Origin of the sequence: Streptomyces sp. NPDC001315, assembly GCF_042896175.1 — a bacterium.
Lineage (GTDB): Bacteria > Actinomycetota > Actinomycetes > Streptomycetales > Streptomycetaceae > Streptomyces.
On the sequence record NZ_JBIAWZ010000001.1, the window covers coordinates 453,114 to 472,025 of the forward strand.

Genomic DNA, 18,912 nt, shown 5'->3' on the forward strand with positions numbered 1-18,912 from the left:
CGGGCGGGCGCGCACGCCAACGAGCCAACAGGCCGACAAGAAGCCAGAGGTGGGCCCCGGGACCCGGACACTTGGTCCGGGTCCCGGGGCCTGCCCAGATCACCTGATCAGGAACCGTCAGCCGCCGAAGCCGTTCGCGCAGACCGGCTTGATGCTCTGGTCGACAGGCTGGTTCGCCAGGATGTCCAGAGCCTGAACGTTGAGGCGGCTGATGTTGAGAACGCCCTGCACGCTCTCGTTGCCGCACGCGTTGGTCTGGGTGTTGTCGACCTTGAACCCGTCACCGCCGTGGGCCTGGCTGACACCGGCGCCGAGGAAGCTGACACTGCCAAGCATGGCCATGACGACAGCGGCCTTCTGGTACTTGCGCATTACCTCTCCGTTTCTCGAGTTGACACAGTCCGTGATGAACTGGTCACTTACGGTCGTAAATGTATGTGATGTGTGACGGCTTTGGCACATGAAACGCCGATTCACGTAAGTTTCTTGAAAAGTGCCTGTTATGTCGCTTCTGTGCGCAGGTCGGGCGGCCGAACCCCGGGTAGCCCCTCCGCCCAACCGGCGTGTCGCATGGCGTCACCGCGCCTGGCCGAGACCCGAGCCGTCGCGGGCGGCCGCCACGCCTCCACGAGCTGACCTGGCACCGCACGCACCTTCCTGGGGCGGACCGTGCAGCGGGAACCGCGGACGGCCATGGGCGGAGACCACCGCCCGTCCGGCGAAGCCTTTTTTCAAAAGAGTGATCCGGGGGCGAGGCCGTGACCGGCCCGGGGGCGGCGCGTTGAAGGGGCAGTGCGGCCGCGCGTCCTGCTGCCGCGCCTACCAAGTCAGTAAGGAGAACGTGATGTCTCGCATCACGAAGGCGGCCACCATCGCTCTCGGCACGAGCGCCGTGGTGCTCAGCGGAGCCGGTCTCGCCGCGGCCGGCGCCAACGCCGAGGGCACGGCGGTCGGCTCGCCCGGTGTCGCGTCCGGCAATGTGGTCCAGGTCCCGATCCACGCGCCGATCAACGTGTGCGGAAACACCGTCACCGTGATCGGCGCTCTCAACCCGGCCATCGGCAACGTCTGCAAGAACGGCCACAAGAAGAACGGTTACGGCGACTGACCTCCGCCGTACCGACCCGAGAGCCCCGGCGCCCGCGAGCGAGCGCCGGGGCTCTCGGCATGAAACCGCGTCACCTCACGTGCAGAGGTTCGCGTACCGGTTCAGGCGTACCGGTAGATTCCGCCGACATCCTCCAACTCGTCCGGCGTCACGTCCCACGGCGGCAGCTTCTGGTGCCGTGCCACGATCCGGTCGTGCTGCTCGTCGCCGGAGCCCGGCGGTGTCGCGGGGAGATAGCGGGCCCCGCGGTGCCGGCGCTGCCAGCGGTACCACTGCAGGTCGATGAAGGCGTGGTGGAGCCAGAAGACCGGGTCGTTGACGGAGGCGCCGCCGAGCATGGCGCCGCCGACCCAGCGGTGGACCCGGTTGTGGTTGCGCCAGGAGGCGCTGCCCCGGCCGGTGCCCCAGCCCTCCAGCTTGTTGCGGAATCCTCGCGTGGCCGTCGAGTCCCAGGGCGCCACGTCGTAGGCGGGGTCCTTCAGCGCCCATTCCAGTTCGCTCTTCGTGGGCAGGTCGATGGGAGCACGGGAGTGGCCGAGGTCCCGGGTGAGGAACGCCCCTTCGGTCACGCCCTCCTTGATGGTCCAGTTGCCCTCCTGATAGGCGAACGGACCGGTCATCACCTGCCGGTCGGAGCGGCGCCCGTTGCCGCCGAGGAGGTCCGCCGTCCAGGGGACGGAGGTGGTCGTGCGGTCGCGCGTCCAGTCCCAGTACGGAACGGTCACCGAAGAGTCCACCCGGCGCAGCGCGCGCTCCAGATCGAGCAGGAACCGGCGATGCCAGGGCAGGAAGGACGGCGCCATGTGCGCGGTGCGCAGCCCTTCCTCGCCGTCGGAAGGGAAGTACGCGACGTGCGTCCGCACGAACTCGTCGTACTCGCCACGGCGTTTGACCTCCAGCAGCGCCTTGACGAACCGGCGCCGCTCGGCCCCCGTGAGCGTGCCGGCGTCCCTACGCACGTACGCCATGCCGGTCCCCCATGTGCGAGTGTCCCGCGCCCTCCGACCCCCGAGCCGGGTCGCGCAGCCGCTGATCGGGACCGAGTTCGTCGACGGCGGCGCGGGCGGCCTCGAGCGGCGTCCGGTACGACCGGTAGTGGTCGACCATGCTCAGCCAGCTGCCGTCGGCGCGGCGCATCAGATGCAGAGGGCGGCCGTCCACGGTGACGTGCCACTGACCGTTGTCGGTCGCGCCGCGGACGGGCGTCCACATGCCTCGGATGCGGCGGCCGCAGTACGTCTGATCGAAGGCGGTGTCGCCGCCCGGCGCGTCCCCGGGTGCGAATCCGGGGCGCGAAGAGCGGAAGGCGGCGCCCATCGGGGCCAGGGCCGCGACGGCGAGCGCGCCGGTGAGCAGACCGCGCGCCGTGTCCCGTCGTGTTCTGCCCGCCGGCCCGGGCCGCTCCGGGCCCGGTGCTCCGTCCTCGACACCTGCCGGTACTCCGCCGATGCTGACGACCATGGTTGACTCCTCGTCCGGTTCGGTTGTCCTCAGCGGTAACCGCCGAACGGCCCGCGCGGTCACCGCCGCGTGGGCAGAACAGTGCACACCTGCGGCCGTACCCGTGATCACCCGGGGGCCGTGAACTGCGTGAGGAGCAGGCCGGCGGCACTGGCCCCACACATGGAGAAGCGGCCCTCGAATCCCATCGAGGGCCGTCTCTTCGTACGGCGTGGCTCAGCCCTAGAGCGTCAGACCGCCGTGCAGCGGCTTGACGTCACGCAGTGCGGCCGTGGCGTCCTTCGTCGTGCCGCGCATCGGCCTGGTGTCGTTCAGCGCGGTCGCGGCGCTGTGGATGAGCGATTCCCTGTGCGTGGTCTGAGCCACGTCCGACTCCTCGTGCAGCGGCAGGTCGATGGGAACCTTGGTGTTCAAGCCGCCGCTGAAGCCGGCGTTCGCCACGTCGACAGCGAACGCCGGCCCGCCGACACTGGCAGCGATCAAGGACCCGGCAACGACGGCGGCAGCCTTCAGGGACTTCATCATGTTCCTTTCTTCGGCAACGGGGGTCACCGGAGGGGAGATTCTGTCGCCGTGCCTAACGAGCCCTGACCAGAGCGGAAACCGGAGACCCCGAAGATTGCAAGTCCTCATATGAGATCTCCGGGACGGAAAACCAACGTCGGCAGCGTGATCTCAGGGAGCGTGACGAGCGGCGCGGGAAGCACCGACGTCGATGTCGACGTGCTGGGCGGCGTCGGCAAGGGCCTTCTCCACGGCGTCCAGCGCGTCGCTCGTGGGGTCGGCGGCACGCCGCTCGGAGACCCTGGGCTTGGCGGCGCCCCGGGTGGGAGTGGGCCGCAGCTCACGCGTCGCCGGAGCCTTGGCGGCCACCTTGGCCAGGGCGCCCTTCGCGGCGTCACCCAGTTTCCGGGCTTCGGCCGGGGGCAGTTGGCCGTTGTCCGCCTTGAGTGCGGCGTTCAGCAGGTCGGTGACCGGGGTGAGCTCGTCCCCGAAGGCGTTGAGTTTCCCGACCTGCGCGCGAAGCGCGTGCGAGCCGAGGAGCGGCGCATCGGGCAACGCCGCGTGGCTGCGCTCGCGGGACGAGTCGGCCGCCATGGCGGCGGGCCCGGCGATACCGACCAGGAGGGCGGCGCACAGCGCGCTGGACGCGATACGCCGTACGGGCAGAGCATGCATGGGGAATTCCTTCGGATGGGCGTCGGATCTTGAGCCCACCGTGTAAGCACCCATGAATGCCTGCAACCGATCATATGGCTTTCGCAATTCCGCATTCCCCCTGTCGCCGTGTCCTGGCTGATCAGGCGGTATGGCACACCGATTGCCCCCGGCCCCCATTCGGGGGAACGACACCGGCCGCCCTCCACCGTGGAAATCCGGGGAGAGCGGCCGGCCGAGGAATGGGCGTGGACGTCAGCGGTTGACGCAGTAGTTGCCGTGCGCCGAGTTCAGCAGACCGACGACGTTGACGGTGTTGCCGCAGACGTTGATCGGCGCGTGGATCGGGGCCTGGACGACGTTGCCCGACAGAACACCCGGGGAGTTGGTGGCGACACCGCTCGCGTCGCTGCTGGCGGAGGCCGCGCCGGCACCGGCGGCGACAGCCGCGGCGGCGGCGGAAGTGAGGACCAGGCCCTTGGCGATACGCGACATGGAGAAGTGCTCCTTGGAGTTGACACAAAGCGGTTGACGCAAAACACCTGGGCGGGACGCCCGGCTCTCTGTCAACGCGCGGGAGGGTGCCGGGGTTGTGCCGCCAATGGCGTGATCCTGAAAAAGGGACTGGCTGCACTATTCCGACACACTTGTCGGGTTTCTCCATGTTTGTTCGGCCGAGGGCTAGTGTGACGCACCTCCCAACTCACCCCTCCGGGCGGACACATCGCACTCGTGCCGCTGCTGCCACCGCCACCTGTTCCGAAAGGGCAACGACGGTCATGTGCCATTCCCTGGGTCCGCTGCTTCGCCGTGCGACGGTGGGCGGCCTCGCTCTTGCCGTGATGTGCGTACCCGGCGGCGTTCCGGCTGCCGCACCGGGCGCACCGCTCGCACCGGAGGCAAGCAGCCTCACGTTCACCCAGCGATACCGCGCGCACCAGCACGGCGGCATCGTGCGCGCGGCCAACGCCGCCATCACCTGCCGCCCGGCACCTTCGTGCCGGGACGTGCAGGCGGGCGAGCGCGGGGAGAACGGCGACTTCGACATGTTCTACATCGACGTCGACAACGACCCGAACACCTACAACTCCTCCAGCGCGGAGGTCCGCCTGCCCGCCGGCTCCCGGGTGACGTACGCGCGCCTGTACTGGGGCGGCAACCTGCGCGTCGGCGAACAGAAGCCGCCGCAGGACAACGAGCGGGTCCTGATGGCCGAACCCGGCGGGGACTACAAGCAACTTGTGGCGGACACGGTCGTCGGACACCACGTGGCTGACGGCGCGGAAGCCTTCCAGGCCTCGGCGGACGTGACGCAGTTGGTGCGGGACAGCGCGCCGGGCCTCTACACCGTGGCCCAGGTCAATGTGGCAAGCGGCAAGTCGGCGGCCGGGGCATGGGGCGGCTGGACGCTGGTGGTGGCGTACGAGAACGCGGCGGAGCCGCTGCGCGACCTCGCGATCTGGGACGGCTTCGCGCCGCTGAGGTCCGGCGGGGCCCAGGAGATGCGGCTGCGCGACCTGGGCTTTCCCGCAGGCGCGGGGGGCTACGCGGGTCTGGTGGCGTACAACGGCGACCGCGGCACCACCGGCGACTCGCTCACCCTGACGACCGACCAGGGCGGGTCCGCCTCCACCGACCTCGCCGACTCGGCCAACCCCGCTGACGACGTCCTGAACTCCACCATCAGTGGGCCCGAGGGGAATCGGCCGGCGCGTGTGCCGGCGTACGACAACACCCTCGGCTACGACTCCGACGTGTTCGATCTCGGCAGGGGCCTGCAGCACGCCGGTGACCAGGCGACCCTCCGGCTCTCGTCCCAGCGGGACGCGGCGTGGGCCGGGGTGCTCTTCGCCGCCGTCGACGCTCGGTGATGAGCGCGTCGCCACCCGTACCGAGCGCTTTTGCGAATGAGGAAACCGCGCAGATGGACCTGTCACCCACCGGCCCTCGGCCGCGGGTTCTGCACCTCACCCAACCGGTGGACGGCGGGGTCGCACGCGTCGTGACGGACCTGGTCCGCGCCCAGCTGGCGGACGGCCTGGACGTCACCGTGGCCTGCCCCGACAGCGCGCTCACCGCGGAACTGCGGGCGCTCGGCGCGAACGTACGAAGCTGGCACGCGACGCGGTCGCCGGGGTCGTCGCTCGTTCGGGAGGTACGGCACCTCGCGCGGCTGATCGGCGAGGTACGCCCCGATCTGGTGCACGCGCACAGCGCGAAGGCCGGGCTCGCCGGGCGGCTCGCGGTGCGCGGGCGGATTCCGACGGTCTTCCAGCCGCACGCCTGGTCGTTCGAGGCGGTCGGCGGGGGCACCGCGGCCCTCGCGCTCAGGTGGGAGCGATGGGGGGCGCGCTGGGCCGCGCGGGTGGTGTGTGTGAGCGAGGCGGAGCGCGCCACCGGCGTGCGCGCCAGGATCACCGGCCGCTGGACCGTCGTCCCCAACGGCATCGACCCCGAGCGCTTCCGCCCGGCCGCCGCCGACACCGTGCGGGCCGGACTGGCACCGCTCGCCGGCCTCCACCCGGCAGCACCGCTCGCGGTCTGCGTGGGACGGCTGTGCCGGCAGAAGGGGCAGGACGTCCTGCTGCGGGCCTGGGACGCCGTCGTGCGCAAGGTGCCCGACGCCCGCCTCGTCCTGGTCGGCGACGGGCCGGACCTCGACCGGCTGCGCGCGGGCGCCCCCCGATCCGTGCTGTTCACGGGAGCCGTCGCCGACGCCTCCCCCTGGTACCAGGCCGCCGATCTCGTGGTCCTGCCGTCCCGCTGGGAGGGCATGGCCCTGGCCCCGCTGGAGGCGATGGCCTGCGGGCGGCCCGTGGTGGTCACGGACGTCGACGGTGCCCGCGAGAGCCTGCCGTCCTCCTTCGCCGCCCGGTGCCTCGTCCCCCCGGAGAACCCGGCGGTGCTGGCCACGGCCGTCACGGAACTGCTGCTCGACCCGCCACTGCGCGAGTCGCTCGGCAACCAGGGCCGCCGGCACGTGCTGTCCACGCACCACGTGCGGCACACCGCCGAAGCGGTCGCGGACGTCTACCGCGACCTGCTCGGCACCTGGCCCCCCGCCGAAAGGGCGGGGCTGTCCCGAGCGGTCGAGCGCGCCGAGGCCCGCGGCGCTGAACGCGGTCGGCCGCTCGACACAGGCTGTGGCGCCGACGGGAACCGGACGACACAGCGCGTGGAGCCCACCGAGCACAGGGAGTCGAACCACTCGTGACCGCCGAACGTACTGTCCCCTCTCCCGGCGTACAGCAACGGGACCATCAATCCTCGTCAGTCTCGGTGATGCCGCCGCGCCTCACCGCCACCGGTTTCCGGTTCCCCGCCCCGCGGACGCCGGCGCGGCCGGCCTCGCCGACGCCACTGCTCGTCGCGGACGGCGTCGCCGCCCTGCTGGGCACGCTGGCTCTCATCGAGGCCCACCACCACCCGCTGCTCGTCGCCCTGCTGATCGTCGCATCGCTGCTGCTGCGCCCGCGCGGCGGCCGGCCGCCGGTGCCGGTGCTGCTGGAGGAACTGCCCGCCGTGTGGGGCCGCATCGCGGTGGCCTGGCTGGTGCTCGCGGCGCTCGCGGCGGCGTACCGGCCGGAGCACGCGCTGTCCCTGCGCACCGTGCTGACGGGCCTCGCCCTGCAGGCCGCGGCGGGCTGTGCGCTGCGCGGCGCCGTGCACGGGCGGCGGCGCGCCGCACTGCTGCGCCACCCGCACACCGCGCTCCTTGTCGGCCCGGCGGCGACCGCGCAGCGCGTGGCCGCCGCCGTACTGCGTCACCCGCGGTGCGGCGTACGGCCGGTGGGGATCGTCGCCGAGCAGCCGGACGGCGCCGACGGCCTGCCGGTGCTGACGACCGGCGAGGAGATCAAGCGCGCGGTCATCCAGAACGGAGTCCGGGCGGTGCTGGCCGTTCACCCCTCCGTACGCGCCGAACAGGAACCGCTGCTGGGCGCGCTCGCCGAGGCCGGCTGCGTGGTGTGGGAGGTCGACGCCGACTCACCGTCGTACACGACGCAGGAACGGCTGGCCGGGTTCTCCTGCCGGCGGCTGGACATGTCCCCGGCGCGGCGCGACAGCCCGGGCAAGCGGATGCTCGACATCCTCGTCTCGGGGACGTTGTTGCTGCTGGTCAGCCCACTGCTGCTGGCGTTCGCCGTGGCGCTGCGGATCATCGACGGGCCGGGCGTGGTGTTCCGGCAGGAGCGCATCGGCAGGAACGGAAAGCCGTTCACGCTGCTGAAGTTCCGTACGCACCGGCCGGTCGACGAGCACGAGTCGGCGACCCGGTGGAGCGTGGCGAACGAGAACGAGATGCGCCGGTTCTGCCGTATGTTGCGGCGTACCTCGCTCGACGAGCTGCTCCAGCTGTGGAACGTGCTCCGGGGCGACATGAGCCTGGTCGGCGTGCGGCCCGAACGCCCTTACTTCGTGGCCCAGTTCAGCCAGACCTACCCCGGTTACGCGGCCCGTCACCGCATGCGGGTCGGCATCACCGGCCTCGCCCAGATCCACGGGCTGCGCGGCGACACCTCGATCGAGGACCGCAGCCGGTTCGACAACGCCTACATCGACAACTGGTCGCTGTGGCAGGACATCTGCATCCTGCTGCGCACCGCGGCCTCGCTGGTACGCCCGACGGGAGGCTGAGGGACGTGAGCCACGCCCTCACACCGCTCCCGCGCCACGCCCTCGCACCGCTCCAGCGCCGGGCCGCCGCGTCGGCGCCGGTCCTGCCCGCGGTGGCCGTGCTCGCCCTGCTGACCCTGCCGCTGACACCGGGCGGTGCGGGACCCGCCGACGTGGTCTCCGGGCTGATGGTGGTGTACTGCGTGATCCGTCTCCTGCGTGAACGGCGGCGCCCGCTGTCGCCCGCGACGGCCATGGTGCTGGGCCTGCCGGTCGCGGGGCTCGCGCTCGCCGCCATGGAGGCGTCCTCGCCGGAGGCCGGGCTCACCGGCCTCGGCCGTTATCTGCAGATCTTCGTGCTCGTCCCGGCGGCCGTGCTGCTGCTGATCCGCGACCGGGCCGACTTCCGGCTGCTGGCCTGGTCGTTCGTGGGACTCGCGCTGTGGCAGGGCGCCATCGGCGTTCACCAGTACGCCACCCGGACCGGCGCCTCCTACCAGGGTGCGGACATCCGGGCGGTCGGCACCTTCGGGGCGCAGGACGTGATGGGCATGGCGGCGGCGGTCTCCCTCGGCCTGGTGTGCGCGGTCGGGATCGCGCTGGGCCGGGCGTCCGTACGACAGCGGGCCATCGCCGCCGGGTGCGCTCTGGCGCTGCTGCCGCCGCTCGCGGTCTCCTTCAGCCGGGGCGCCTGGATCGCGACCGTCCTGACGTGTGCCATGCAACTGGTGCTGTCCGGGCCGCTGCGCGCGCTGAAGGTGGTCGCGGCCGCCGCCGCCGCGAGCGTGATCCTGTTGGGCGGGTTCGGGGTCGGCACGGCGCTGTTGCAGCAGCGGATCGACAGCATCGCGCAGGTCACCGACGCCCCCGACCAGGCCGTCGTCGACCGGTACACCCTGTGGGCGTCCGCCACCGGCATGTGGCGCCAGCACCCGCTGACCGGTGTCGGGTTGAAGGGCTTTCCCGAGCACCGGGACGGGAACGCCACCCTGGCGCTGTCGTCGGGCGCCGAGATCGCGGGCGCCGGAGTGGTGTACCGGAGGCAGGCGCTGCTGTCGCCGCACAACATGTACCTGCTGGTGCTGAGCGAGCAGGGCCTGATCGGGCTGCTGACGCTCGCCGGGAGCTGGCTGGCGCTGCTGGTGTGCGGGCTGCGGGGGCTGCTGCGCGCCCGCGACCGCGGACCGGGCCTCGACTGCGGGCTCGTCGCCTGCGGACTGCTGGTCTGGCTGCTGACCGACTTCGTGTACGGAGACATCGGCGGCCCCTCGACCGTGCTGACCGCCATGGCCCTGGGGCTCGTGGCGTGGTGGGCGCTGGCCGGCGACGAGCGGGCCGACATCGTGCCTCGGCGTGGGGTACGCGAGCTCGTCGAGGAGGCCGCGGCGCGATGACGGTGACGCCTTCGCACACCCCCGGATCCGAAACCGACGGCGCCGTGACCGTACCCACGGCGCGTGCCGCCACCCCGGCCGGGGACGGCGCCGATCTGGCCTCGGCCTCGGCCTCCCGCAAATTCCTCGCCAGGGCCACGCTCGTCACGGCGTCGCTGTCCATCGTCGGTTCCCTGCTCGGCCTGGTGCGCGACCAGTCGCTGGCGCGGCTGTTCGGTGCCGGGAGCGACACGGACGCCTTCCTGGTCGCGTGGACCGTGCCGGAGTTCGCCTCCACGCTGCTCATCGAGGACGGGCTGGCGCTGGTGCTCATCCCGGCGTTCAGCATGGCGCTGGCCCGCCGCGCCCGGGGCGCCTCGGGGGACCCGGTCCGCGCCCTGGTCGTCGCCACCCTGCCCCGCCTGTGCCTCGCCTTCGCGGCGGTGGCCGCGCTGGTCGCCGGCGTGGCTCCCTACCTGGTCAGGGCCCTGGCACCGGGCCTGCCCGATCCCCGGCTCGCCGCCGACTGCACCCGGCTCACGGCGATCGCCGTACTGGCCTTCGGGCTCGCCGGGTACTGCAGCGCCGCCCTGCGGGCGCATCGCCGCTTCCTCGCGCCCGCGGCGATCTACGTCGCCTACAACACGGCCATCGTCGCCGCCATGTTCCTGCTCGGCGAACGCTGGGGCGTGCGCTCCGCGGCGCTCGGGGTCGCGGCGGGCGGCTGCCTGATGGTGGTGGTGCAACTTCCCTCGCTGTGGCGGCAGCTGACGTCGCGCAAGCGGCCGCCCGGTGGGACCGGGGCCGACGTCGAGGAGCGGCCGGTGCAACTCGCCCTGGTCGCCGCCGTACTCCTCTTCGCCCTGTGCCGCCAGTCGCAGGTCCTCGTCGAACGCTTCCTCGCCTCCACCCTGCCCGCCGGGGCCATCTCGCACCTGAACTACGCGCAGAAGGTCGCCCAGATCCCGATGACGCTGTCGCTGATGGTGATCACCGTCACCTTCCCGGTGGTGGCGCGGGCGCTCGCCGACGGCGACACCGAACGGGCCCGCAGCCGTGTGGAGCGGGATCTGATGCTGACCTCCTGTCTGGTGCTGCTGGGCACGTGCGCGGTGATCGCCTGTGCCCCGCAGATGACCGAGCTGCTCTTCCAGCGAGGTGCCTTCACCGCGAGCGACACCGCGGCCACGGCCGACGTCATGCGCGTGTACGCCGTCGGGCTGCTGGGCCAGACCCTGGTGGGCGTCATGACCCGCACGTACTTCTCGGCGGGCCGGCCCCGTTGGTATCCCGTCGGCGCGATGGCCGCGGGCATCGCCGTGACGTCCTGGATCGGCGCCGCGACCGTGGGCGGCTGGGGCGTGGCGGGGATCGCCGCCGCCAATGCCCTCGGCATCACCGTCACGGCCGGCCTGATGCTCGTCGGCCTGCGGACGACCCGGCGCGACGGTCCCCCCAGCGTCTCGATCCGCGTCCGCCAGGTACTGGCCGAGCTGAGCAGGCCGGTGCGCGCGGCGGTCATCGCCATCATCGCCGGCGCGTTCGTCGCGAGCCGGCCGGAGTCCCCGGTGGCGGGCCTCGCGGCCGGCTGCCTGACCGTGACCGCCGTCTTCGTTCCGATCACCTGGGTCCTTTGCGCCCAGAGCCACGCATCCGCACTGCGCTCCGTACGCACCGTCACACGAAGGCTCACACATGGCCGCTCCCGCTGATTCCCTCGATACCGGCAGACTCCCCGCGCCACGCCCGGGCCCGATCCCGTGGGTGGCGATGTACCACTCGGTGGGCGACTGCTCGGACGACCCGTACCGCATCACGGTCACGCCCGAGCGGCTCGACCGGCAACTGGCGTGGCTGCGCCGGCGGGGGCTGCGGGGCGTGTCCGTGGCCGAGTTGCTCGCCGCCCGCGCCCGCGGCGGGGGGCGGGATCTGGTCGGGCTCACCTTCGACGACGGGTACGCCGACTTCGTCACCGGCGCCCTGCCGGTGCTGCGCCGTCGGGGCTGCGGCGCCACCCTCTTCGTCCTGCCCGGACGGCTGGGCGGCGACAACGCCTGGGACCCGCTCGGCCCGCGCAAGCCGCTGCTGACCGCGGACGGCATCCGGCGCGCCGCCGACGAGGGCGTGGAGATCGGCTCGCACGGGCTGACGCACGTCGACCTCACCCGGGCGGACGACCTCACCCGCAAGGCCGAGGTCACCGAAAGCCGCGCCCTGCTCACAGAGTTGAGCGGCCAACCCGTCGACGGCTTCTGTTATCCGTACGGCACGGTCGACACCCGAGCCGTCGAGGCCGTACGGGAAGCGGGGTACGCCTACGCCTGCGCGATCGATCCCGGCCCGCTGACCGGTCCGCACGCCCTGCCCCGCGTGCACGTCGGGCAGAACGACACGGCCTGGCGCCTGCACCTCAAGCACCGGCTGCACCGGCTGCGCCGGCGCCCGGTGGAGGGCCTGTGAGATGAGGGCTCTGCACATCATCACCGGCCTCGGCGTCGGCGGGGCCGAGCAGCAGCTGCGGCTGCTGCTGCGCCACCTGCCCGTCGACTGCGACGTCGTGACGCTCACCAACCCCGGTGCGGTCGCCGAGGGCCTCGCCGCCGACGGCGTCCGCGTCGTGCATCTCGGCATGGGCGGCAACCGCGACCTGGCCGCGCTCCCGCGCCTGGTCCGGGTGATCCGCGCCGGCGGCTACGACCTGGTGCACACGCACCTGTACCGGGCCTGCGTCTACGGCCGTCTCGCCGCACGTGTCGCCGGCATCCGGGCGGTCGTCGCCACCGAACACTCCCTGGGCGACTCGCAGATGGAGGGCCGCAGGCTGACGGCGGGGGTGCGCGCGCTGTACCTCGCCAGCGAGCGCCTCGGCTCGGCGACGGTCGCCGTCTCCCCGACGGTGGCCGACCGCCTGAAGCGCTGGGGCGTACCCGCACCGCGTATCGAGGTCGTCCCCAACGGCATCGACCTGGACCGCTTCCGCTTCGACCAGGAGCGCCGCGAGCACACCCGCCGGCGCCTCGGCCTGCCGCAGGGCGCCTGCGTCGTCGGCGGTGTCGGCCGGCTCACCCGGGGCAAGCGGTTCGACGTCCTCGTCCACGCGCTCACCCGGCTCCCGGACGACCACTGGCTGATGCTGGTGGGCAGCGGCCCCGAGGAGCACGTGCTGCGCCGCACGGCACACGAGGCCGGCGTGGCCGAGCGGGTCCTGTTCACCGGCGAGCGTCCCTATGTCGCCGACGGCTCCCCCGGACCCGACCTGCCCTCGCTCACCTCCGCGATGGACCTGCTCGCGTCCCCGTCCACGGAGGAGGCCTTCGGCCTGGCGGCCGTGGAGGCGCTGGCCTGCGGCCTGCCCGTGCTCTACGCCGCCTGTCCGGCGATCGAGGACCTGCCGCCGTCGGCCGTCGCCGGCGCCCGGCGGGTGCGCGGCGGCCCCGAGGCGTACGCCCGCGCGATCGCCGAGGTACGGGCGGCGGGCCCCCGGCCGCGCACGGCCCCGGAGGCCGCGCACCGCTACAGCATCACCCGCAGCGCAGCACGGCTCATGGGCGTGTATGCGGCAGCGGTCTCCAGCTCGTCGTCGTCCCTCTCACCTCTGGGAGCAAGCCCGTCATGACCAACACTCCGACCCGTCAGCACCGCCAGTTCCTGGCCCGTGTCCGGAGGCTGCCGTCGTGGTCCGTGCTCGCGGCCGGCACCCTCGTCGGCGGACTGTTCGGCGGCGCGTACGGCATGCTGACCCCTCCGACGTACACGGCCACCAGTTACGTCGTCGCCGTACCGACCGGGAAGAGCGAGTCGAACTCGGCCCTCGGTTTCGCGCAGGCGTACGGCCGGGTCGCCACGCAGCTCACGGTGCTGGCGGACGCGCAGAAACGGGCGGGCGTACCGGTGCGTACGTTGCAACGGAGTGTGCAGGCGGCGACCTCACCGGACGCTCCGATGGTCGCCGTGTCGGCCACCTCCTCGCGCCCGGGGCTCGCCTCGACCATGGCCAACGCCGTCTCCCACGCGTTGACCCGGCAGGCGAACGGCGCCCAGGACAGCACCCACGTGCAACTCGTGCAGTTCTCGAAGGCGGTCAGGCCGACCGACCCGACGTCCGCGTCGTCGGCGGTGACCGGACTGGTGGGCGCGAGCGCGGGCGGCCTGCTGTGCGGCCTGGCCCTGCTGGCGCGGCCGAGGGGAACCCGTGAGGACGACGACCCTGTCACCGCCGCCTCGGTGCCCGGCCCGGCCGCCGCCGCCGATGCGCAGGGAAAGCGGGGAAAGCGGTGACGCCGGCCGACGCGCGCGGCGCGCCGGTGGCGGTGGAGGTGGCTGCGGATCATGAGGCGATGCGGCCGCCACCGGCCGACTCGGTGGATACGCCGGCGGGAGCGCTACAGCCAGTCGAGGCGGACGCAGAGCTTCCCGCCGAGCCAGTGCTCCACCCAGCTGCCCAGGTCCAGCGTCGAGCAGTTCGCCGGGGTCGGCGGTGCGGTGGGTGTGGTGGGTGTGGTGGGTGTGGTCGGCTTCGGCGTCGGGACGGGAATCGGGGTCGCCTCGCCGGTGCGGCCGGAGAGGACGGACCGGTAGACCCGGGACGACCTCGGGTTGGCCGCGCACTGCCACACACCGTGCGGGCAGTAGTCGGTCAGCGTGTTGTAGAGGGGCCTGTGCTTGTCGATCCAGGTGAGCATGCGCCGCATGTACTCGGCATTGTCGCCGTTGCGGAAGAGTCCCCATTCGGGGTAGGAGATGGGTTTTCCGTGGGCCCTCGCGAATTCCAGGTGTGCCTGAAGCCCGTAGGGCTCTCTCAACTGCTGGTCGAACGACAGCCCGGCCGGCTGGTCGTAGGAATCCATGCCGATGATGTCGACCGTGTCGTCGCCCGGATAGCACTGGGTCCAGGGAATGTTGTCCAGGCCGCGGCTCGGCGTGAAATCGAACCGGAACTTCTGACCCGGCACCGAACGCATGGTGGTGACGATCCTGTTCCAGTACGCCTTCCAGGCCCGCGGGTCCGGCCCGCAGCGATGGGTGTACGTGGCACCGTTCATCTCCCAGCCGAGCACGAGGATCGTGTCCGGCACCTTCAGCTGAACCAGCCGCTCGGCGAGGGCGCGGAAGTGGTGGTCGAACTCTCCTGCCGCGCCCTGCCGCAACAGCTGCCTGACGTCGCCGTCGGAGACGCCCGCTTCGTTGCGCTCCTGCATGGGGACGTTGAGGACGAGCATCCGGTCGGCCTTCTCGTTGCGCCAGTGCGCCCACGCGTCGAGGAAGCCGGGGGCGCCCTCGATGTCGCGCCAGCGGTCGCCGGGCAGATAGGTGTGGCCGACGCGGAGCTCGGCGCCGCCCAGCCAGCGGCTGAGCAGCGCCATGCCGGCCACGCCACGGGCGTCGGAGCTGAGGAAGGCACCGAAGGCCGGCCCTCGCTTCGCCGGCACCGGGGTGGTCGCCTGCGGCGTGCCGACCGAGGGCTTGGCCGTGGGTGCGGGTCGGGCGGCCGGGGCGCTCACCGCGGGTGCTGCCGGGGTCGGCGGGGGAGGATCCGGGGCTCCGCTCACCTCCACTCCCGCTGCGTGGCCGGAGGCCAGGGCCGCGGACGCGACGACCGCCGCCGTGCCCACGGCCAGCCGGCGCATTCGGGCCCGCTTGTGCTCCGGCGCCATGCCCGCACCTTTCTTCGCGCTCGTCCGGACTTCTGTCCCGGTTATCACTATTGACGCACTGTCATACGAAGTCAGACACAGGAAATCCAATGGCGCCACCGCCGTTGCGGCTTTCGAGTACTGCGCTCGCCCGTTCAGGTGAGCCGATCCGAAAAGAACGGAGAATTCGTGTCGCTGCTCGACACCCGAGTCCCCGCCGTACTGCTGCGGATCGACCGGAATCCCTTTCACCACGGAACGCTGGGGGCCGTACGTTCGCTCGGCAGGGCGGGAGTGGAGGTGCATGTCGTCGCCGATTCGGCGGGAAGTCCCGTCCACAGGTCGCGTTACGTACGTCGAATTCACCCCCCGCCGCTCCCGGGAGCGTCCCCGGACGACATCGTCGCCGTGCTGCGCCGCGTGGCCGACCGGATCGGGCGCCCCGCCGTCCTGGTCCCGATGGACGACGCGTGCGCGATCACCGCGGCACGGATGCGGGACGATCTCGCACCGTCCTACCTGTTGCCGGCGATGCCCCGCTCGCTCGCCGAACGCGTCGCCGACAAGGCGGAACTGGCCGCCGTGTGCGCGTCCGCGGGCGTCCCGCACCCGGTGACGCTGGTCCCGGACAGCCCGGCGGGGGTCACCGACGCCGTGCGGCAGCTCGGGCTGCCGATGGTGGCGAAATGGAGTCGGCCCTGGCTGCTGCCGACCGGCAGCGGTCTGCGCAGCACGGTGCTGGTGCGCACCGAGCAGCAGGCCCGCGCGCTGTATCTGCGCACCGAGGAGGCGGGCAGCCCGCTGCTGCTGCAGGCCTACCTGCCGCCGGGACGGGACCGGGACTGGTTCTTCCACGGCTACGCCGACCACTCGGGCGCCGTGCGCGCGGGCGGGCCGGGCCGCAAACAGCTGGCCTGGCCGCGTGGAGCGGGGCTGACCGCGGTGGGCCGCTGGACGCCCAACCCGCAGGTGCAGGCGCTGGCCGAGCGCCTCACCGGCGAGCTGGGCTACCGCGGGGTCTTCGACCTCGACTTCCGTCGCTGCGGCACGACGGGCCACTACCACCTCCTCGACTTCAACCCGCGCCCCGGCGCCCAGTTCCGGCTCTTCGCGGACAGCGCGGGGCTGGACGTCGTACGCGCCCTGCACCTGGATCTGACGGGCCGTGCGCTGCCGGACGGGGTCCCGCTGGCCGGGCGGGAGTTCGTGGTGGAGAACTACGCGCCGTTCGCCGCGCTGCGTCCGGCGCCGGGCGGGCGCGAACTGGCCTGGTATGCCCGGGACGACCGCACCCCCGGACGGGCGATGTGGGCCCTGTGGTTCCGCCATGTGTCCCGCCGGCTGCGGGAGCGACTGGGCTCGCCGCCCGCGACACCGGCACCACTCCTGATTCCCCGGGCGGCCTCGCCCGGCCTTACCGACGACGAGAAAGCGAGCAGTTGATGATGTACGACCTTCTGGTGGTGGGTGCAGGCCCGTACGGCCTGTCGATCGCGTCCCACGCCGCGGCCGCCGGGCTGAACCTGCGTGTGTTCGGCCGGCCCATGGCGTCCTGGCGGGACCACATGCCCCGTGGCATGTTCCTGAAGTCGGAGCCGTGGGCGTCCAACCTCTCCGACCCGGGTGGGCGTTGGCGGCTGGACGTGTACTGCGCCGAGCACGGCCTGACGGCGCGTCACGCGGAGCCGATCCCGGTCGAGGCGTTCGCGTCGTACGGCCTGTGGTTCGCGCGCCATGCCGTGCCCGAGGTGGACGAGCGCATGGTGACCCGGGTGGCGCACGGCCCCGGCGGCTTCGCCGTGGTCACCGAGGACGGGGAGATGCTGCGCGCGCGGACGGTGGCGCTGGCGGTCGGTGTGATGCCGTTCGTCGAGGTACCGCAGGCACTGCGCGGACTGCACCCCGCGCTGGTGACGCACAGCAGCCACCACAGCGACCTCGACCGCTTCCGCGGCAAGGACGTCACGGTGATCGGCGGCGGCCAGGCGGCCCTGGAGACCGCGGCGCTGCTCTCCGAACAGGGCACCCGCGTACGGGTGCTGGCGCGGGCCGACCAGCTCCGGTGGAACGACATGCCGCCGGCCTGGGAGCGCCCCTGGTGGCAGACGGTCCGCTCCCCGCACAGCGGCCTCGGCCCCGGCTGGCGGAACTGGTTCTACGCCGAGCGGCCCGACCTCTTCCGGCACCTGTCGGAGCCGACCCGGGCACGCATCGCGGCCACGGCGCTGGGACCGGCGGGCGCGTGGTGGGTGCGGGACCGGGTGGAGGGGTCAGTGGAGCTGCTGCCCGGCCACGAGGTGACCGCGGCCTCCGCGGTGCCGGGCGGTGTACGGCTGGACACGATGAGCCGCACGGGCACCCCGCGCACCCTGGAGACCGAGCACGTCATCGCCGCCACGGGGTTCCGGGCGCGCTGCGACCGGCTCGGACTGCTCTCCGACGAGCTTCGCGGAACGCTGGCGGCCCTGTCCGACGGCTCCCCCGCGGTCGGACGTGAATTCGAGTCCTCCCAGCCCGGCCTGTTCCTCGCGGGCCTGGTGACCGCCTCCGGCTTCGGGCCGGCCATGCGCTTCGTCCAGGGCGCGCCCTTCACGGCGACGACACTCGTCCGAGGGGTGCGCCGTCGGCTCAAGAAGACCCCGACGGGCGGGACGATCCCCGTACCGGGAGGCAGCAGCCGAGACTGGTCGCCGGCGCCGGCGCGCCGCTGACCCGGAGCCGTACACGGTGGGCCGCTGAGGCAGAGCCACATACGGGTGGGCCGCTGACGCAGAACCAGCGTCAGCGGCCCACCCGCATGCCGTGCCAGGGCGTGAAACCCGCCCTGGGTCGGAGCGGCTACCGCTGGGAGGCGGTGCGGCCTCGGCGGTACATCATCACCCCGCCGATGATCAGTGCGGCACTGGCGGCCGAGGTCGCCAGCAGGGTCTTGCTGCCGGTCTCGGCCAGCTGGGGCGGCTGCTCCTCGTCGGCCGGGGGCGGCGTCTGGATGCTCCGCGTCGGCGGAGGCGTCGGACGCGGCGTCTCGCTGCGCGTGGGCGGCGCAGTGGGGCTGCTGCTGGGCGCCGGGGTGTCGCAGTCGTCGGTGGGCGAAGGCGTCCGGTTCCCGCCAGACGACGTGGGCGTGTCGTCGTCGGTGCCGTAGTCGGAATCGCCGTAGCCATCCGTCTCGTCCGAGGTGTTGGCGCAGGAGTTGCCGAACGCGCCGTTGAGCGCCGCGATCCCGTTGACGGTGTTTCCGCACAGGTTCACCGGCGCCTCGACCGGCACCTGCACGGTGTTCCCGGCCAGCACACCGGGGGAATCGTTGGTGGCTCCTGCCGCGTGGGTGTCGGCAAGGGCGGAGCCGCAGGACAGGGACAGAATGCCCGTGGCGGCGGCCGCCGCGAACACTCCCCTGCTCAGGGTCTGTCGCAATGTGGTCATCTTCCTGCTTGAAGAGCTGGGAAGGCCGGCCTCGGAACGGAGATCGACGTCCAAGGCCGGCCATGACGCAGCCGGGAGGCCGGTGCGTTGGGCGGTCGGTCGCTGTTGGCCTTGCTGCCGACCGCCGGGTTCAGCA

Annotated in this window: 19 protein-coding genes; 11 read left to right on the plus strand and 8 right to left on the minus strand. The window is 72.5% G+C overall.

Annotated features, from left to right (window positions below; translation table 11 throughout):
* Window positions 1-117 precede the first annotated feature (117 nt).
* Window positions 118-372: a hypothetical protein gene (locus ACFY16_RS01965; RefSeq protein ID WP_390645115.1), complete on the minus strand. Its 255-nt coding sequence runs from the start codon at window positions 370-372 to the stop codon at window positions 118-120.
* 472 nt (window positions 373-844) lie between these two features.
* On the opposite strand from ACFY16_RS01965, the gene ACFY16_RS01970 reads away from it, so the two are divergent.
* Window positions 845-1,108 (plus strand): chaplin, encoded by a 264-nt coding sequence (locus tag ACFY16_RS01970; RefSeq protein WP_390645116.1) that lies wholly within the window; start codon window positions 845-847, stop codon window positions 1,106-1,108.
* A 101-nt stretch (window positions 1,109-1,209) separates the two neighbouring features.
* Here ACFY16_RS01970 and ACFY16_RS01975 read toward each other — a convergent pair whose 3' ends face one another.
* From ACFY16_RS01975 to ACFY16_RS01995, 5 genes are all read right to left on the minus strand, one after another.
* On the minus strand, window positions 1,210-2,076 hold the full coding sequence (locus ACFY16_RS01975; RefSeq protein WP_390645117.1) for a tyrosinase family protein: 867 nt from the start codon (window positions 2,074-2,076) through the stop codon (window positions 1,210-1,212).
* Complete coding sequence (locus ACFY16_RS01980; RefSeq protein WP_390645118.1) at window positions 2,060-2,569, minus strand: tyrosinase family oxidase copper chaperone; 510 nt, start codon at window positions 2,567-2,569, stop codon at window positions 2,060-2,062. The genes ACFY16_RS01975 and ACFY16_RS01980 overlap by 17 nt, the downstream gene beginning before the upstream one ends.
* 222 nt (window positions 2,570-2,791) lie before the next feature.
* The gene (locus ACFY16_RS01985; RefSeq protein WP_390645119.1) at window positions 2,792-3,094 is read right to left on the minus strand and encodes a hypothetical protein; all 303 of its coding nucleotides are present in this window, start codon (window positions 3,092-3,094) and stop codon (window positions 2,792-2,794) included.
* Window positions 3,095-3,244: 150 nt separating this feature from the next.
* Window positions 3,245-3,748, minus strand: a complete 504-nt coding sequence (locus ACFY16_RS01990) for a hypothetical protein (protein WP_390645120.1) — start codon at window positions 3,746-3,748, stop codon at window positions 3,245-3,247.
* 234 nt (window positions 3,749-3,982) lie between these two features.
* The gene (locus tag ACFY16_RS01995) at window positions 3,983-4,222 is read right to left on the minus strand and encodes a chaplin (RefSeq protein WP_390645121.1); all 240 of its coding nucleotides are present in this window, start codon (window positions 4,220-4,222) and stop codon (window positions 3,983-3,985) included.
* A 284-nt stretch (window positions 4,223-4,506) separates the two neighbouring features.
* Here ACFY16_RS01995 and ACFY16_RS02000 point away from each other — a divergent pair, with 284 nt between their 5' ends.
* From ACFY16_RS02000 to ACFY16_RS02035, 8 genes are read left to right on the plus strand one after another with little or no spacing between them, the layout of a single operon-like run.
* Complete coding sequence (locus ACFY16_RS02000) at window positions 4,507-5,598, plus strand: DUF3344 domain-containing protein (RefSeq protein ID WP_390645122.1); 1,092 nt, start codon at window positions 4,507-4,509, stop codon at window positions 5,596-5,598.
* A gap of 53 nt (window positions 5,599-5,651) precedes the next feature.
* Window positions 5,652-6,941, plus strand: a complete 1,290-nt coding sequence (locus ACFY16_RS02005; protein ID WP_390645123.1) for a glycosyltransferase — start codon at window positions 5,652-5,654, stop codon at window positions 6,939-6,941.
* On the plus strand, window positions 6,938-8,365 hold the full coding sequence (locus tag ACFY16_RS02010; protein ID WP_390645124.1) for an exopolysaccharide biosynthesis polyprenyl glycosylphosphotransferase: 1,428 nt from the start codon (window positions 6,938-6,940) through the stop codon (window positions 8,363-8,365). Before ACFY16_RS02005 ends, ACFY16_RS02010 begins: the two co-directional genes overlap by 4 nt.
* Window positions 8,366-8,370: 5 nt before the next feature.
* Window positions 8,371-9,738, plus strand: a complete 1,368-nt coding sequence (locus ACFY16_RS02015) for an O-antigen ligase family protein (RefSeq protein ID WP_390645125.1) — start codon at window positions 8,371-8,373, stop codon at window positions 9,736-9,738.
* Window positions 9,735-11,429, plus strand: a complete 1,695-nt coding sequence (locus ACFY16_RS02020) for a lipid II flippase MurJ (protein WP_390645126.1) — start codon at window positions 9,735-9,737, stop codon at window positions 11,427-11,429. The genes ACFY16_RS02015 and ACFY16_RS02020 overlap by 4 nt, the downstream gene beginning before the upstream one ends.
* Window positions 11,413-12,177: a polysaccharide deacetylase family protein gene (locus ACFY16_RS02025; protein ID WP_390645127.1), complete on the plus strand. Its 765-nt coding sequence runs from the start codon at window positions 11,413-11,415 to the stop codon at window positions 12,175-12,177. Before ACFY16_RS02020 ends, ACFY16_RS02025 begins: the two co-directional genes overlap by 17 nt.
* A 1-nt stretch (window position 12,178) precedes the next feature.
* Window positions 12,179-13,333 (plus strand): glycosyltransferase, encoded by a 1,155-nt coding sequence (locus ACFY16_RS02030; RefSeq protein WP_390645128.1) that lies wholly within the window; start codon window positions 12,179-12,181, stop codon window positions 13,331-13,333.
* Window positions 13,330-13,995, plus strand: a complete 666-nt coding sequence (locus ACFY16_RS02035) for a lipopolysaccharide biosynthesis protein (protein ID WP_390645129.1) — start codon at window positions 13,330-13,332, stop codon at window positions 13,993-13,995. The genes ACFY16_RS02030 and ACFY16_RS02035 overlap by 4 nt, the downstream gene beginning before the upstream one ends.
* A gap of 104 nt (window positions 13,996-14,099) precedes the next feature.
* On the opposite strand, the gene ACFY16_RS02040 is transcribed toward ACFY16_RS02035, so the two are convergent.
* Window positions 14,100-15,371, minus strand: coding sequence for a glycoside hydrolase family 26 protein (locus ACFY16_RS02040; RefSeq protein ID WP_390645130.1), 1,272 nt, complete (start codon window positions 15,369-15,371; stop codon window positions 14,100-14,102).
* Between the two features lie 168 nt (window positions 15,372-15,539).
* Between ACFY16_RS02040 and ACFY16_RS02045 the strand changes: the two genes are divergently transcribed.
* Both ACFY16_RS02045 and ACFY16_RS02050 read left to right on the plus strand, forming a co-directional pair.
* The gene (locus ACFY16_RS02045) at window positions 15,540-16,793 is read left to right on the plus strand and encodes an ATP-grasp domain-containing protein (RefSeq protein ID WP_390645131.1); all 1,254 of its coding nucleotides are present in this window, start codon (window positions 15,540-15,542) and stop codon (window positions 16,791-16,793) included.
* 2 nt (window positions 16,794-16,795) lie between these two features.
* Window positions 16,796-18,061, plus strand: coding sequence for an NAD(P)-binding domain-containing protein (locus tag ACFY16_RS02050; protein WP_390646074.1), 1,266 nt, complete (start codon window positions 16,796-16,798; stop codon window positions 18,059-18,061).
* Between the two features lie 127 nt (window positions 18,062-18,188).
* Here ACFY16_RS02050 and ACFY16_RS02055 read toward each other — a convergent pair whose 3' ends face one another.
* Window positions 18,189-18,776 (minus strand): chaplin, encoded by a 588-nt coding sequence (locus tag ACFY16_RS02055; RefSeq protein ID WP_390645132.1) that lies wholly within the window; start codon window positions 18,774-18,776, stop codon window positions 18,189-18,191.
* Between the last annotated feature and the right edge of the window lie 136 nt (window positions 18,777-18,912).